Source organism: Caballeronia choica, assembly GCF_001544535.1.
In the GTDB taxonomy this organism is placed as follows: domain Bacteria; phylum Pseudomonadota; class Gammaproteobacteria; order Burkholderiales; family Burkholderiaceae; genus Caballeronia; species Caballeronia choica.
Map to the genome: position 1 here is coordinate 68,339 of NZ_FCON02000004.1, position 16,063 is coordinate 84,401.

14 protein-coding genes and 1 tRNA gene are annotated in these 16,063 nt (G+C 64.6%); 5 read left to right on the forward strand and 10 right to left on the reverse strand.

The window, feature by feature from the left end; translation table 11 throughout:
• Positions 1-326: 326 nt before the first annotated feature.
• The 5 genes from AWB68_RS02980 to rodA all read left to right on the forward strand — a co-directional run bounded on the left by AWB68_RS02980 (position 327) and on the right by rodA (position 6,686).
• On the forward strand, positions 327-1,370 hold the full coding sequence (locus AWB68_RS02980; protein WP_004189550.1) for a rod shape-determining protein: 1,044 nt from the start codon (positions 327-329) through the stop codon (positions 1,368-1,370).
• A gap of 177 nt (positions 1,371-1,547) precedes the next feature.
• Positions 1,548-2,672 (forward strand): rod shape-determining protein MreC, encoded by a 1,125-nt coding sequence (gene mreC, locus AWB68_RS02985; protein ID WP_087642871.1) that lies wholly within the window; start codon positions 1,548-1,550, stop codon positions 2,670-2,672.
• Positions 2,669-3,181 (forward strand): rod shape-determining protein MreD, encoded by a 513-nt coding sequence (gene mreD / locus AWB68_RS02990; RefSeq protein ID WP_087642872.1) that lies wholly within the window; start codon positions 2,669-2,671, stop codon positions 3,179-3,181. Before mreC ends, mreD begins: the two co-directional genes overlap by 4 nt.
• Before the next feature lie 73 nt (positions 3,182-3,254).
• On the forward strand, positions 3,255-5,525 hold the full coding sequence (gene mrdA, locus AWB68_RS02995) for a penicillin-binding protein 2 (protein ID WP_087642873.1): 2,271 nt from the start codon (positions 3,255-3,257) through the stop codon (positions 5,523-5,525).
• A gap of 12 nt (positions 5,526-5,537) precedes the next feature.
• On the forward strand, positions 5,538-6,686 hold the full coding sequence (gene rodA / locus AWB68_RS03000; RefSeq protein ID WP_087642874.1) for a rod shape-determining protein RodA: 1,149 nt from the start codon (positions 5,538-5,540) through the stop codon (positions 6,684-6,686).
• A 78-nt stretch (positions 6,687-6,764) separates the two neighbouring features.
• Here the strand turns inward: rodA and AWB68_RS03005 are convergent, their stop codons facing one another.
• The 10 genes from AWB68_RS03005 to rsmB form a co-directional block, all read right to left on the reverse strand.
• Positions 6,765-7,415, reverse strand: coding sequence for a tetratricopeptide repeat protein (locus AWB68_RS03005; RefSeq protein WP_374729549.1), 651 nt, complete (start codon positions 7,413-7,415; stop codon positions 6,765-6,767).
• A 35-nt stretch (positions 7,416-7,450) separates the two neighbouring features.
• Complete coding sequence (locus tag AWB68_RS03010) at positions 7,451-8,233, reverse strand: HpcH/HpaI aldolase family protein (RefSeq protein ID WP_087642876.1); 783 nt, start codon at positions 8,231-8,233, stop codon at positions 7,451-7,453.
• Positions 8,234-8,388: 155 nt separating this feature from the next.
• A complete protein-coding gene (gene queD, locus AWB68_RS03015; RefSeq protein ID WP_087642877.1) occupies positions 8,389-8,835 on the reverse strand; it encodes a 6-carboxytetrahydropterin synthase QueD in 447 nt (148 codons plus the stop codon).
• Positions 8,836-8,873: 38 nt separating this feature from the next.
• Complete coding sequence (gene queE, locus AWB68_RS03020; RefSeq protein WP_087642878.1) at positions 8,874-9,506, reverse strand: 7-carboxy-7-deazaguanine synthase; 633 nt, start codon at positions 9,504-9,506, stop codon at positions 8,874-8,876.
• Between the two features lie 25 nt (positions 9,507-9,531).
• Entirely contained in the window at positions 9,532-10,266 is a 735-nt protein-coding gene (queC, locus tag AWB68_RS03025; RefSeq protein ID WP_087642879.1) for a 7-cyano-7-deazaguanine synthase QueC, read from the reverse strand.
• A gap of 403 nt (positions 10,267-10,669) precedes the next feature.
• Positions 10,670-10,745 (reverse strand) — tRNA-Phe (locus AWB68_RS03035).
• Positions 10,746-10,847: 102 nt separating this feature from the next.
• Entirely contained in the window at positions 10,848-11,561 is a 714-nt protein-coding gene (esaR, locus tag AWB68_RS03040) for a response regulator transcription factor EsaR (protein WP_087642881.1), read from the reverse strand.
• The gene (locus AWB68_RS03045) at positions 11,562-13,955 is read right to left on the reverse strand and encodes a sensor histidine kinase (RefSeq protein WP_087642882.1); all 2,394 of its coding nucleotides are present in this window, start codon (positions 13,953-13,955) and stop codon (positions 11,562-11,564) included.
• Positions 13,956-13,977: 22 nt separating this feature from the next.
• On the reverse strand, positions 13,978-14,574 hold the full coding sequence (locus AWB68_RS03050; RefSeq protein WP_087642883.1) for a DUF4390 domain-containing protein: 597 nt from the start codon (positions 14,572-14,574) through the stop codon (positions 13,978-13,980).
• On the reverse strand, positions 14,571-16,052 hold the full coding sequence (gene rsmB, locus AWB68_RS03055; protein WP_087642884.1) for a 16S rRNA (cytosine(967)-C(5))-methyltransferase RsmB: 1,482 nt from the start codon (positions 16,050-16,052) through the stop codon (positions 14,571-14,573). The genes AWB68_RS03050 and rsmB overlap by 4 nt, the downstream gene beginning before the upstream one ends.
• Positions 16,053-16,063: the final 11 nt, after the last annotated feature.

A 16,063-nucleotide genomic window follows, 5' to 3' on the forward strand; every position in this document is an offset into this window, starting at 1 on the left:
TGCGACAGGGAGTTACATCACTGGAAGCGACCATGAAAACGGGTCTGATGACGGCAAAAAGTACCGTCCAATTCCTATGGATACTCCAAAATTATAAGGTATCATTACGCGTTCGACCTAAATCCGGATCGACTAACCAGCGGCCTTCTCCCCGATTCAACTTTTTCGAGAAACGTTTGCTTGGTCCGTTCGCATCCTCCGGTAGATTTCTTCGCAGTTTTGCGGTTCGCGGCGAACCTTCTCGCCCCCGGCAAACTGTTATTTTTTCCGCTGCCGTCCCAGACGCTCGAAGCGAGGCACGGCTCCCAGCGAGACAGGATTTTTGAATGTTCGGTTTTTTGCGCAGCTACTTCTCCAACGACCTCGCGATTGATCTCGGTACCGCCAACACGCTGATTTATATGCGCGGCAAGGGCATCGTGCTCGACGAGCCGTCCGTTGTATCCATCCGCCAGGAAGGCGGCCCCAACGGCAAGAAGACCATTCAGGCGGTCGGCAAGGAAGCGAAACAGATGCTCGGCAAGGTGCCCGGCAACATCGAGGCGATCCGCCCGATGAAGGACGGCGTGATCGCCGACTTCACCGTCACCGAGCAGATGATCAAGCAGTTCATCAAGACGGCGCACGAATCGCGGATGTTCTCGCCTTCGCCGCGCATCATCATCTGCGTGCCGTGCGGTTCCACGCAAGTCGAACGCCGCGCGATCAAGGAAGCTGCGCACGGCGCAGGCGCCTCGCAGGTTTACCTGATCGAAGAACCGATGGCTGCTGCGATCGGCGCGGGCCTGCCGGTGTCGGAAGCGACCGGCTCGATGGTCGTCGACATCGGCGGCGGCACGACGGAAGTCGGCGTGATCTCGCTCGGCGGCATCGTGTACAAGGGCTCGGTGCGCGTCGGCGGCGACAAGTTCGACGAAGCCATCGTCAACTACATCCGTCGCAACTACGGCATGCTGATCGGCGAACAAACGGCCGAAGCCATCAAGAAGGAAATCGGCTCGGCGTTCCCCGGCTCCGAAGTCAAGGAGATGGAAGTCAAGGGCCGCAATCTCTCCGAAGGCATTCCGCGCAGCTTCACCATTTCCAGCAACGAAATCCTCGAAGCGCTGACCGATCCGTTGAACCAGATCGTGTCGTCGGTGAAGATCGCGCTGGAACAGACTCCGCCGGAACTCGGCGCCGACATCGCCGAACGCGGCATGATGCTCACCGGCGGCGGCGCTTTGCTGCGCGACCTCGACCGCCTGCTCGCCGAAGAAACCGGCCTGCCAGTCCTCGTCGCGGAAGATCCGCTGACGTGCGTCGTGCGGGGTTCCGGCATGGCGCTCGAGCGCATGGACAAGCTCGGCAGCATCTTCTCCTACGAGTAAAGTCGTCGGGGCGCGTATTCTTCTCGCGCCCGCCGCACTGAGCAGCATCCGCGTCATCGCGACGCTCGCCCGGCCCGGCCCTGACCGGGCCGTGGTCGAAAAACAGCGTAGCGCAGGTCCGGCCACAAGCCTCGTGCCTGCAGCATTGATCCACCGCTCACGCCCTCGGCGCCGACCATGGAATACAGTCCGCCGCCACTTTTCAAGCAAGGCCCGTCTGCGCTCGCGCGGCTGATCTTCTTCGTGGTGCTCGCAATCGCGCTGCTCATTTCCGATGCCCGCTTCAACACGCTCGAAATCGTTCGCGGCGTGCTTGGCGCGGGCCTTTATCCATTGCAACGCGCCGCACTCGTGCCGCGCGACATCTTCATGGGCGCGACTGATCTCGCGATCACCAGCGCAACCTTGCGCAGCGAGAACCAGAAACTCGCCGACAAGAACCTCCAGCTTTCCATCAAGGCCGGCGACGCCGCGCAACTGAGCATCGAAAACTCGCATCTGCGGGCGCTCCTGCAACTGCAGGAACGCGCCACGACCCAGACCACGCCGGCCGAGCTGCAATACGACACGCGCGATCCGTTCACGCAAAAGGTCGTGATCGGCAAGGGCGCGCAACAGGGCATCCAGGATGGCGCGCCGGTCGTCAACGAAGACGGCGTCATCGGCCAGGTCACGCGCGTGTTTCCGCTGCAATCCGAAGTTACGCTGCTGACCGACAAGGATCAGGCGGTACCGGTTCAGATCGTGCGCACCGGTTTGCGCAGCGTGATCTACGGCACGCCGAAGGGCGACACGCTCGACCTGCGCTTCGTGCCGATCAGCGCCGACGTCCAGGCCGGCGACGAACTCGTGACGAGCGGACTCGACGGCATCTATCCGCCAGGGCTCGCGGTGGCGAAAGTCGTACGCGTCGACAGGCAGGCCGATACGGCGTTTGCGCGCGTCGTCTGTCTGCCGGTCGCGCCGGTGCGTGGCGCGCGACAGTTGCTCGTGCTGCATTACAACGTGAACGTGCCACCCAATCCAGTCGAACTCGAAGCTGCTGCGGCTGCGAAAGAAGCGAAGGAAACCAAGGGCAAAAAGGGCAAGGGCGCCCAGAAGGCCGCGGCTCCGGCCGCCGGAAGCGCCGCATCGGCGGCGGCGCCGGCTAGTTCCGCCGCTGCAACCGCTCCGGCCGCGGCAAAGCCCGCGACGCCCGCCTCCGCGGCGCAGGCCGCGCCTGCCAAGCCCGCATCCACAGCCACCCCGCACAGGAACAGGAAGGCGCATCTCCCCCGGCCCGCATCCGGAGTGCAGCCATGAACCGTCCGCAATACATCCTGCAGCCGGTCAATCCGTACTTCATCACGTTCAGCCTGGCCGCCGCGTTTTTGCTGAACCTGATGCCGTGGGGACGCCTGTTCGCCGTCCCGGATTTCGTCGCGGTCGTGCTGCTGTTCTGGAACGTCCACCAGCCGCGCAAGGTGGGGATGGGCATCGCGTTCATGCTGGGCCTCCTGATGGACGTGCATAACGCCAGCCTGCTTGGCGAGCACGCGCTCGCGTATACGCTGCTCTCGTATGGCGCGATCACGATTCATCGTCGCGTGCTGTGGATGTCGCTGCCGGTGCAGACGTTCGTCGTCGCGCCGTTGCTGGTCGGCGCGCAAATCGTGCCGTTCATGATCCGCCTCCTGACTGGCGCCGCGTTCCCCGGCTGGGGCTATCTGATCGACGGCTTTGTCGAAGCACTGCTGTGGCCGGTCGCGAGCGTCCTCCTTCTGATACCCCAGCGGCGCGCCGCCGACCCCGACGACACGCGTCCCATCTGAACACGGCAACGCGTCGCCAACGACTCGCACGCGCCGCAGCTACACTGAAATCGCGGATTGACGCGACATTTGCATGACCGAAATCAAGAACGCCGAACAGTTGTTGTCGAAGTTCCGCCTGCGTGTCGCGGCGGCGGGACTGTTCGTGTTCATCTGCTTCGGACTGATCGGCCTGCGCTTCCTGTACCTCCAGGTCTGGCACTTCAGCAAGTACTCGCTGCAAGCGAACGAAAACCGCATTTCGGTCGCGCCGATCGTGCCGAACCGCGGCATCATCACCGACCGTAACGGCATCGTCCTCGCGAAAAACTACTCGGCTTACACGCTCGAAATCACACCGTCGAAAATCAACGGCACGCTCGACGAGGAAATCGACAATCTCGCGCAAGTCATTCCCATCGACGCACGCGATCGCCGGCGCTTCAAAAAGCTGCTCGAGGACTCCAAGAACTTCGAGAGCCTGCCGATCCGCACCCGCCTGACCGACGAGGAAGTCGCGCGCTTCACCGCGCAGCGTTATCGCTTTCCCGGCGTCGAAGTGCGCGCGCGCCTGTTCCGCCAATACCCGCTCGGGCCGACGGCCGCGCACGTAATCGGCTATATCGGGCGGATTTCGCAGCGCGACCAGGAGCGCATCGACAATGCCAGCGACCAGAACGACGCCGACTCGGAACATTACGATCCGCGTCTCGACGCGAACAACTACAAGGGCACCGACTACGTCGGCAAGATCGGCGTCGAGCAAAGTTATGAAACCGAGCTGCACGGCCTGACCGGCTTCGAGGAAGTCGAAGTGACGGCGGGCGGCCGGCCGGTGCGCACGATGTCGCGCACGCAGGCGACGCCCGGCAACAATCTAGTACTGTCGCTGGATATCGGCTTGCAGCAGGTCGCCGAGCAAGCGTTCGCGGGCAAGAAAGGCGCGCTGGTCGCGATCGAACCGGCCACCGGCGACGTCCTCGCGTTCGTCTCGGCGCCGAGCTTCGACCCGAATTCGTTTGTCGACGGCATCGACCAGCAGACCTGGGACACGCTCAACAATTCGCCCGAGCACCCGCTGCTGAATCGTCCGCTGCATGGCACTTATCCGCCGGGTTCGACTTACAAGCCGTTCATGGCGCTCGCGGCGCTCACGCTGAAGAAGCGCACCCCCGGCTGGGGCTTCCAGGATCCGGGGTACTTCACGTTCGGCGGACACACGTTCCGTAACGACGTGCGCTCGGGCCAGGGCTGGGTCGACATGAACCGCGCGATCGTCGTGTCGAACGACACGTATTTCTACATGCTCGCGCGCGATCTCGGCGTGAACGCGATGGCCGGCTTCATGAAGCCGTGGGGCTTCGGCCAGATTACGGGCATCGACATTTCGGGCGAGGCGCGCGGCATCCTTCCGTCGACCGAATGGAAGCGCAAGGCGTACCGCAAGCCCGAGCAGCAACGCTGGTACGAAGGCGAGACGATCAGCCTCGGCATCGGCCAGGGCTACAACTCGTTCACGATTCTCCAGCTCGCCCACGCGACCGCGACGCTCGCGAACAACGGCGTGGTCATGAAGCCGCACCTCGTGCGCGACATCGAGAATCCGATCACGAAGGACATGCACGCCACAGTGCGCGATCCGAGCGACAAGATCGCCGTGCGCCAGCAGGACATCGACGTGATCAAGCGCGCGATGGAAGGCGTCGTGACGAACGGAACGGCGTCGAAGCTCTTCATCGGCGCGCCGTATGTCGCGGCGGGCAAAACCGGCACGGCGCAGGTCTATTCGCTGCAGGGCGCGAACTACAAGGGCCACGCGCTCGCCGAACATTTGCGCGACCACGCGCTCTTTATCGCGTTCGCGCCGGCCGAACAACCGAAGATCGCGCTCGCGCTGATCGTCGAAAACGGTGGCTGGGGCGCGGAATCGGCGGGTCCGATCGCGCGCAAGGCGCTCGATTACTACCTCGTCGACCGTCTTAAGCCGGGTGCGCAAGCAGCCGCCGTGGCGGCGGCTGCATCGGCGACGGAAGACGCGGGGACGCCTGTCGGCGGCGTGCCGTCGCCCGTCGAACGCGCGTTGGCGGCCTCGGCAGCGACGCCGGCCAACAAGGCCGTGCCTGCGTCTTCGCCCGCGGCCGTGCCCGGCCGGGCGGCATCGCGGGTCGTCGCAGGTTCAAAGCCAGCATCGGCTCCGATGGCACGCGCTGCGTCAGCGCCCGCCGCGGCGTCGGCCACGGCGGGCGCGCCTAACCGCAAGCGTGAGCCGAAAGGTCCGGCTGGCGCCCCGACGCCAGCCATCCCGCGCAACGACAGCCGCGACACCGTCCAAACCTTGACGCCTTCGGGCGGCATCGACGAATAAAGGGAGAACAGGATGCAATTCGACAAGCGCGCCTGGATCGACCGGGCAAAACGCATGTTCGCCGGCTTCGACCGCCCGCTCGCGCTGATCGTGTTCTTGTTGCTGTGCGTCGGCATCGTGACGCTGTACAGCGCGAGCCTCGACGTGCCTGGCCGGGTGGAAGATCAACTGCGCAACATCATGCTGACCTTCGGCCTGATGTGGATTCTCGCCAATATCCCGCCGCCGACGCTCATGCGTTTCGCCGTGCCGCTCTATACCTTCGGCGTCGCGTTGCTCATCGCGGTCGCGACGTTCGGACTCACGCGCAAGGGCGCGAAGCGGTGGCTGAACGTCGGCGTCGTGATCCAGCCGTCGGAAATCATGAAGATCGCGATGCCACTGATGCTCGCTTGGTACTACCAGCGGCGCGAAGGGCAGGTCCGCTGGTGGGATTACATCGTCGGCTTCCTGATCCTGATCGTGCCGGTCGGTCTGATCGCGAAGCAGCCCGACCTCGGCACCGCCGTGCTGGTGTTCGCGGCGGGTTTTTTCGTCATCTACTTCGCGGGCTTGAGTTTCAAGCTGCTGGTGCCGGTGCTGGCGGCGGGAATCGTCATGGTCGCGTGCGTGGCCGTGTTCCAGGACCGGATCTGCCAGCCGGAAGTGAACTGGCCGCTGATGCACGATTACCAGAAGCACCGCATCTGCACGCTGCTCGACCCGACGTCCGATCCGCTCGGCAAGGGTTTCCACACGATCCAGGCGGTGATCGCGATCGGTTCCGGCGGCACGCTCGGCAAGGGCTGGCTTAAAGGCACGCAGGCTCACCTCGAATTCATCCCGGAAAAGCATACTGACTTCATCTTCGCGGTGTTCTCCGAGGAATTCGGGCTCGCGGGCGGGCTCGTGCTGCTCTTCCTCTACATGGCGCTGATCGCGCGCGGGCTATTTATCGCGGCGAACGGCTCGACGATGTTCGGGCGACTGCTGGCGGGATCGCTGACGCTCGCGTTCTTCACCTATGCGTTCGTCAATATCGGGATGGTGAGCGGGATCTTGCCGGTGGTCGGCGTGCCGCTGCCGTTCATGAGTTACGGTGGCACGGCGTTGACGACGCTCGGCGTTGCCGTCGGCCTGATCATGAGCGTGGCGCGACAGAAGCGCTTGATGCAGAGTTGATCCTTTCGCTGCAGCCACGATGACAAAGGCCGTTCCGGAGCAATCCCGGAACGGCCTTTTTACTTCCAGCGGCGCGCCCTATTGCGGCTTGCTGCGCTCGAGTTCCGCGCTCAACTGGAGATACTTGAGCTTCGCGGCCGGATCGCCCTGCGCCGCCGCCGCCGCGTAGTACGCACGCGCGACGTTCAGATTGCGCTCAACGCCATCGCCGCCGCGCTCGTAAAACGAACCGGCCACATATTGCGCGGTCATGTCGCCGCCTTGCGCCGCTTTCTTGTACCAGGCGAACGCCTGCGTGTTGTCGCGCGGCGTGCCGCGACCGTCGAGGAACTGGTTCGCGAGGGCCAGTTCCGCCTGCACATGCCCCTGGTTCGCGGCCCGCAAGAACCAGCGATGCGCCTCGACCGGGTCCTTCTCGACGAACTGGCCGTCGTCGTACATCTTGCCGTAGACGTACTGCGCGTGCGTCATGTTCGCGTCGGCGGCACGGCGCAGCCACTGCTTGCCCTCGTCGATGTCGGCGGCGCCGCCTTCGCCGTTCAGCAGCATCATCGCGTAGTTGAACTCGGCGAGACGACTGCCCTTCTGCGCCGCGCGACGGAACTCCGAGCGCGCCGCGACGAGATTCCCGGCGTTGTAATCGGCGACGGCGTTTTGCGTGGCGAGATCGGTCGACTTGAGTTGCGTCTGCGCCTGACCCGCGCCGCTGACCCCCACGACGAGCGCCATCGACGCCGCCATCGCGCCCCGTCGCAATCCCTTGTTCATGTCCGAGCCTCCTGCAACGCCTGCCGCGTCGCCTTCAACAGCCACATCGCATCCGACGCCAGCGCGATCACCTTGATGCCCGCCTGCGCGTATTGCCGCGCGCTCGCCGAGTCGAGTGCGAAGATGCCGCTCGCGATGCCCGCGCGCTTCGCCGCATCGACGATCTTCACGATCGCCGACTGCACATCGGGATGCTTCACGTCACCGAGACGGCCGAGGCTCGCCGCGAGATCGGCGGGGCCGATGAACAGGCAATCGACGCCCGGCGTCGCCGCGATCGCATCGACCGCTTCGAGCGCCGCCGCCGATTCGATCTGCACGATCGTCGCGATTTGCGCGTTGGCCGTGGTCATGTAGTCGCGGCGCATGCCATAAGCTGCCGCGCGCACCGCGCCGGCCGCGCCGCGCAGGCCGTCGCGCAAGTCGGCGGTCGGATACTGCGTGAGCCGCACGATGCGTGCCGCCGCTTCCGCCGATTCGACGCTGGGAAACATCAGCGTGCGCGCGCCCGCATCGAGCACGCGCTTGACGAGCCAGCCTTCGGCCGCGGGCACGCGCACGATCGGTTCGCTCGGCAAATGCGCGGCGGCAATGGCGCGCAACTGGTCCGTGACATCGCGGCTGTCGTTCGCCGAGTGCTCCATGTCGATGCACAACCAGTCGAAGCCGGCGTGCGCGAGCGCTTCCGCCGCGTCCGCGCTGCCGAGCGAGAGCCACAGGCCGAACAGCGTGCCCGACTCGGTGAAGCGTTGCTTGAGGGGATTGGTGAAGGTGCTCATCGCGCGGCTCCTCGGGGAGCCGTTGCGACCACCCGGCGGAAGAAAGATGACAACATGGGTCTCGCTCCGTGTGCGCCGCCTGGTCAGAAGCGGCCTATCGAGCGATGATACCGTGACAATTGCGGCGTCGCCGGGGCCGCGCGAGGCGCTGCGGCTCAGGCGCGTTCGACGTCGGCCCAGCAGTTCGGCGTTTCGTAGAGACGCACGCGCTTCAACTTGAGATTCACGCCGTAGTGGGCATCGTAGACGTCGGCGAGGATGTCGAACGCGACGGCCGCCATGTTCTCGACGGTCGGAATCCGGTCGAGCACCACGGTCTTGTGACCCGCCATCGAATCGAGGAATTCGCGCACTTTCCCGTCGCCTTCGTAGACGATGAAAGCGTGGTCCCACTTGTTGACGAGATGCTCCATCGCGAGCGATTTCACGTCGGCGAAATCCATCACCATGCCGCGATCCGGCGCGCCTTCCGTATCGACGAGATCGCCTTGCAGCGTGATCTCCAGCACATACCGATGGCCGTGCAGGTTACGGCACTGGCTGCGGTGATCGGGGATGCGGTGGCCCGCATCGAATTCGAGTTTTCGGGTAATCGTCTGCACGTCGGCTCAATCGCTTAATCGTTCGGGATCGTTCTGGATCAGGGGATGTTCAAGTACTTGTGCGTCTGCATCGACAGGCGCCACTTCGGATGGCGCTTGCACCAGTCGATCGCCAGCTTCGTGTTGATGTCGCGCGACGGTCCGTCCATCGGCTGCACGAGGAAATAGTCGAAGTCGAGCTTCGCGTAGTCGGCGAGACGCTGGTTGTCCTGCGGCACGACCACTTTCAACTCGTTGCCCTTCGTCACGACGAGCGGCGCATCGGCTTTCGGACTCACGCAAATCCAGTCGATGGTGTCGAGCACCGGCAGCGAGCCGTTGGTTTCAATTGCCATTTCGAAGCCAGCGTCGTGAAGCGCGTCGACGAACGGCTGGTCGATCTGCAGCATCGGCTCGCCGCCCGTGCACACGACGAACTTGTGCGCCTCGCCTTCCGGCCACAGCGAAGCGATCATCGCGACGAGATCGGCGGGCGTGCGGTACTTGCCGCCGTTCTCGCCATCGGTGCCGACGAAATCGGTGTCGCAAAACTGGCAGACGGCCTCGGCGCGATCTTCCTCGCGACCGGACCAGAGATTGCAGCCGGCGAAGCGGCAAAACACGGCCGGGCGTCCAGCGTTCGCGCCCTCGCCCTGCAACGTGTAGAAAATTTCCTTTACCGCGTACGTCATGACTGCTCTGTCGTCCCAAAAATATTCAGACCGGTTCGGTCGTGACCTGCTCGCCCGCGCGATACGCCTCGAAGCCGCGCTTGCGCAGCTTGCACGCCGGACACTGGCCGCAGCCAAAGCCCCAGTCGTGCAACTCGGCGCGTTCGCCGACGTAGCACGTATGTGTCTCGATGCGGATCAGCTCGACAAGCGGCTCGCCGCCAAGTTGTTCCGCGAGGCGCCAGGTGTCCGCCTTGTCGAGCCACATCAGCGGCGTTTCGAGCACGTAGCGCGTCTGCATGCCGAGGTTGAGCGCGACTTGCAACGCCTTCATCGTGTCGTCGCGGCAGTCGGGATAGCCCGAAAAGTCCGTCTCGCACATGCCGCCGACCAGCACCTTCAATCCCCGCCGATACGCGATTGCCGCAGCGATCGTCATGAACATCAGGTTGCGGCCCGGCACGAACGTGTTCGGCAAACCGCTGGCCGTCGCTTCGATTTCGATTTCGCGGGTCATCGCGGTATCGCTGATCGCGCCGAGCAGCGACAGATCGATCATGTGATCCTCGCCGAGCCGCTCGGCCCACTGCGGAAACTCGCGCGTGACGGCTGCGCGAAAACCTTCGCGGCACTCCAGTTCCACGCGATGCCGCTGGCCGTAATCGAAGCCGAGCGTCTCGACTGTCCTGTAGCGTTCGAGTGCCCAGGCAAGGCATGTGGCCGAGTCCTGGCCGCCGGAAAACAGCACGAGCGCGCTGTCCTTAGCGTCTATCCGAGTCACCGTGAAACTCCGTGAATGTGGCTGATGTGGCGCGCGGCGCGAGTGCTTCGTGCAAGTGTTGCGGTCACATCGAGCGGCGCGGCCGGCGCGGGCCGGCTCGTCCAGTATAGGCGGCGCGCCTTCGTGCGGGCGCGCGCGGCCTTTATGATGCCGATAGCGTCCGCCAGCCTTGCCTCGCGGATCAGCGGCTCGGTCGCGCCTTATCGCGCTTGATCGCATCGCGCGGACATTCAACCGCCAGAAACGAAAAGGACTTGCGGGCCAATTGGGGCAAGTCCTTAAATCGGTTGAGATTTTAGCACGACGCGGGCGCTTTCGCGCCGCGGCTGGCGCATCGCGGGAACCGGCGCACGAAGGAAAAAGCCCCAAGAACCGAACGGATCTTGGGGCTTCCTTGCAACTGTGGTGGCCTGGGACGGAATCGAACCATCGACACGCGGATTTTCAATCCGCTGCTCTACCAACTGAGCTACCGGGCCACGAAGAACGAAAGTATATCAAAGGGGTTTCCGCCGCTCAAGCCCTTTTAGGCAATTTTCCTAAATTCGTCGAGGGGCCGCCAAGCCACCGTCATACCACGCTTATGCCTCGCTTTTGTTCTTGCCCAGATCGACGCCAAGCTGCTTCAGCTTGCGATACAGGTGGGTGCGCTCGAGCCCGGTCTTCTCCGCGACCCGCGTCATGCTGCCGTTCTCCCGCGCGAGATGATATTCGAAGTACGCGCGCTCGAAGGCGTCGCGTGCGTCGCGCAACGGGATGTCGAAGGAAATCGAAGCCGTCTGCCCCGCCTGCGCTTGTGTCGCTCCAACGACGCCGGAATCGCCCGAGTTCAGCGCCGACGCGCTCGGCAGCGCCGCCGCAGCCGGCACGCTCGACACGCCCGCCGCCACCGGCGGCTTGGCCGTCGCCGAGAGGATCGGCGTCGCCGCGGTGCCGTGCGCGAGTCCCTGCTCCACCGCCTTCAGCAGCTTCTGCAGCGCGATCGGCTTTTCGAGGAAGTTGAGCGCGCCGATCTTGGTCGCTTCGACGGCCGTATCGATGGTCGCGTGGCCGGACATCATGATGACCGGCATCGTGAGCTTGCCCTGCGCGGCCCACTCCTTGAGCAGGGTCACGCCGTCGGTGTCGGGCATCCAGATGTCGAGCAGCACGAGATCGGGCGCCTGCCGCAGACGGTAGTCGCGCGCCTGCTGCGCATTCTCCGCCGCCTCGACCACATGCCCCTCGTCGCTCAGGATCTCCGAGAGCAATTCCCGGATACCCATTTCGTCGTCTACCACCAGGATGGTTGCCATTTACGCTGCCCTTGTCTGCACTGTTGCTTTTGTCTTTCCGTGGCCTGGCGCCGCGCTCGCTGCCGGCGGCGTCGCGCCCGGCTGAGCGGCGTCGTCCGCGAGTTGGAGAAACAGGATCGAGATTTGCGCGCCTTCGATCACATCGCCCGCTTTCGATCGATTGCGAATGTCGATGCGCGCGCCGTGCTCATCGACAATTTTCTTCACTGTTGCAAGACCCAGGCCCGTGCCCTTCGCCTTGGTCGTGACGTAAGGTTCGAACGCGCGCGACAGTATGCGCGCGGAGAAGCCCGGGCCGTTGTCCGATACCGTCAGCCGCACCGCGACACGCGCGTGTCCGGACGAGTCGGAGTCGCCATATTCTACTGTCCTCGTCTCCAGCAGCACGCGTGGCTCGGCCACATCCGCTACCGCGTCCTGCGCATTTTGCAGGAGGTTGTGGATCACTTGCCGAAGCTGCGTCGCGTCGCCGCGGATCACCGGCAGCTTCGAGAGATCGACGGCGATCGCGCTCTTGCCTTCTTCGATGCCGTACAGCGTCAGCACTTCCCCGACGAGATCGTTCAGTTGCAGATTGCCGAGCACTGCGGGCGGCGTCCGCGCGTATTCGCGGAAATCGTCGACCATCTGCTTCATCGCCTGCACCTGGTTCACGATGGTCGTGGCACCGCGCTTGAGCACGTCGGCGTCGTGCGGCGAGAGCTTGTCCGCGAGCTTCATCTGCAAACGCTCGGCGGAAAGCTGGATCGGCGTGAGCGGATTCTTGATCTCGTGCGCGAGGCGCCGCGCGACTTCGCCCCACGCGACCGAGCGCTGCGCCGAGATCACGTCGGAGATGTCGTCGAACACCACGACGTAGCCGGTCGTCTCGGCGTCGTCAGTGTCGCTTTCGGTGGCGGTCAGCAACTGCGTGCCGCGCACGAGCAGCGTAAGCGGATCGTTCTCGCCGGGCACCGCGACGGCCAGCTGCTGCTGCCAGTGACCGCGATCGCCAACCGGCTGCCCGCTGCCGATGGCCGCCGCGTCGCGCTCGGCGAACGCCTTGCGCACCATCGCGCCGAACTCGGCGAGCACGTCGATCTGTTCGAGCGGCAAGTTCAGCGACGCATTGAACGGCTGGCGGAAAATACGTTCCGCGCCGCGATTCGCGGTGGTCAGCCGGAACTGCCGGTCGAATACGAACACGCCTGCCGTCAGGTTCGCGAGAATGCTTTCGAGGTACGCCTTCGAATGTTCCAGCGCGATGCGATTGTTCTCGACCGCCGCGCGCGCTTCCGACAACTGCCGCGTCATCGCGTTGAACGACTGCGTGAGAAAGCCGAGTTCGTCGCGCGATTTCACTTCGCGCTTTGGCGTGTAGTCGCCCTCGGCGACCTCCTTCGTGCCCTGCGCGAGCAGGAACAGCGGCCGCGCGAGCTGGTTGCCGAGCGCGAGCGCGAGGATCATCGCGATGAAAGTCGCGAGGAACAGCGCGAGCGTCAGCGTGCCGATATACATCTTGCGCAAGCCGGTCCGCCCGAGACGCTTCTCCTGATATTCGCGATACGCGCGCTGCACGGCGTCCGCGTTGTGCGCGAGCGCCTGGCTCACGGGCTGCTCGATCTGCAGGAAGCGTTCGACGGGCTGCAATTCGGTGGTGGTCGGATCGGGGATCTTCACGATTACGCGCAGGCGCAACGCGCCCTTCGGCCCCGTCGCGCCGGGCTCGCCGTCGACCTCGCCTTCGATCGCACCATACGGACGATCGCGCGCCTGGTTGATCATCAGCGGCGTCGGCAGGTTGTCCGGCACGAGCGCCGAGAAATTGCTCGACGCCTGCGCGACCACGCGCACGTCGGGCGCGGTGCCGCCGCCGCTGCGCATCGGCTCGACGATGGTCGCGTCCTGCACGTTGAACTGATCGCGCAAGCGAAGCAGCGTGAGCGTGAGGCTCGACGGATCGGCGCTCGAGAGCTGGTCGCTCATCAGGCGCCCCTTGTTCTGCAAATCCGAGAGCGAGGCGTCGAGCATCCCGCGCCCGAGATTGAGCCCCGATGTCAGCGCGGTTTCGACGTTCACGTCGAACCACGATTCGATGCTGCGCGACACGAACTGATACGACACGACATAAATGATCGCGCCCGGCACCACACCGACGAGCGCGAAGATGAACGCGAGCTTCGCGAGCAGCCGCGTGCCGAACTTGCCCTGCCGCACGCGCGACACGATGATCAGCAAGAGCCCGGTGACGATCGCGAGGAACGTCAGCGCGACGGCGACGTTCGCGGCGTAGAGCCACGAATAATAGCGATCGAAGAATTCCGTGTTCGCACTGGCGAGCGCGAGCATCACGAGCAGCAGCACTGCCGTGATGGCGACGGTCGAAACCAGCAGTCGAACAACAAAACTTTTCATGTCCGTGCGACGCCGGCGGAGTTTATTTAGCACGCTCAGTCGCCGTAAAGGTAAACCGCTTCCAGTCGGAAGCGAGGCTCCAGTCGCGATTGTTGACCGCATCGATCTGGAAGGGCTTGGGCATCAATGCGATGTCGAGCTGCATGCGCACCGATGCGTTGTAGGTCTCGCCGGGCTTCACCTGCATGCGATCGATGACGTGCCACGAGGTCACGTGCTTGATCACATCGAGCGCTTCATTGAGCGAGCTGAAGCCGAGTTGCAAGCCGCCCGTCGATACGCGGTACTCGCGCGTCAGCGGCTGAAACGACAGGCGAATGCTCTGCGAGACGTTCACCGGCTCTTCGTCGAACCAGTACCAGCGCGGCCGCGACAGGTTGAAATCAGTGGTGAAATAAAGCGGCACGCCCTTGTTGACGGCGTCTTCGAGGCTGCTGTTGAGATCGAAATCGAAGCGGGCATCGAGGCTCCAGCCGCTGCCGTCCGCCTGCAGCGAAGCCCGCTGCACGGCGATCGGGTCGGCGAGTGCGGGATCGGCCGCGACGAGGCTCAGGAGCAGAGCCAGCGCAGTCCAGACCACGGCCACAAGCCGAAGCGGGAAAAAGCGTTTGATCGTCACCGTTTCTGAAAGCGCGCGTAGAAGAATCCGTCGTGGTCCGCGATGGGTTCCGCGTCCCGGTTCGATGTGGTGGGGGTACGATGCGCCTCGCCCGGACCGGGTTCCGCACCATGCGCGCCGCCCGGTGAGTCTTGCGAAGAAGCGGTGCTCGCGCGGGCGTTAGTCGGCAATAATTGCCCCGGCGCGTCCAATCGTACCGCATCTTCGTGCGTGGCTCCAAACCACTGCGCCTGCAACTCGCCCTCTTCGGGGAAGATGGAACACGTGACGTAAAGGAGTTCGCCGCCCGTCGCGACGAGCGGCCACAGCGCAGCCAGAATGCGCCGCTGCTCTTCGACGAGCGCCGCGATGTCCGACGGACGGCGCAACCAGCGGATGTCAGGATGACGCCGCACGATGCCCGATGCCGAACACGGCACGTCGGCGAGGATGCGGTCGAACGGATCGCCATCGGACCAGCCGGAGGGGTCGCCCGCATCGCCCACGCGGATTTCGGCTTCCAGTTTGAGACGCTCGAGGTTCTGCCTGATCCGGCCTGCGCGCTGGGCATCGCTTTCGAGCGCGATCAACTCGACATTCGCCAGTTCCAGTACGTGCCCCGTCTTGCCGCCGGGCGCCGCGCACGCGTCGAGCACGCGCATGCCGTCCTTCGCGCCGAGCAGTTGCGCCGCGACTTGCGCGCCCGCGTCCTGAACGGAGACGACGCCGTCGTCGAAGCCGGGGATCTTGTCGACCGGCATCGGCGTTTGCAGGCGCACCGCATGTTCACCGGCCATGTGCGCCTCGATGTTCGCGGACTTCAGCGCGTCGAGATAAGCGGCGACGCTCGTGCGGCGCGTGTTCACGCGCAGCGTCAGCGGACCTTGCCGGTTGCCGGCCTCCAGAATGCTTTCCCACGCGTCGGGCTGGCCGCGCTTCACGGCGTCGATCCACCACGCCGGGTAGTTCCAGCGCGCCACCGAGTCCTGCTGAACGTCGGCGAGCAGCTTTTCGCGATCGCGCAGGAAACTGCGCAACACGGCGTTCACCAGGCCCTTTGCGAAAGCGAGTTCGCGGCGGGCCGCAATCGCGTTGACTGCCTGGTCGACGACCGTGAACGGCGTGTACGCCGCGTGCGCTTCATCGTCGACGAGCAAGGCGAACGCGCACACGAGCACGTTTGAGACATGGGGAAGCGGCGCCTTGCGCACGAGTTTGTGCAGGAGCGCATCGGCGACGGCGAGGCGGCGCATCGCGCGATACGCGATGTCCTGCGTCGCGCCGCGCGCCGCCGCGTGGGATGTCGAGGCCATCACGGTTTGCAGCGCCGCGGGCAACGCCGCGCCGGCGCGCACGGCGCCGACGGCTTGCGCCGCGCCGTCGAGCGCGAACGCAAGCGAATCGGGGGCGAGGTGCAGCGTGCCGAGACGGGCGTCGGACGGCGCTCTCGCCTGATCGGACGATGAAACGGCGCGTCGCCGGGAAGGCTTGTCGGTCATGTGGCAGCCAG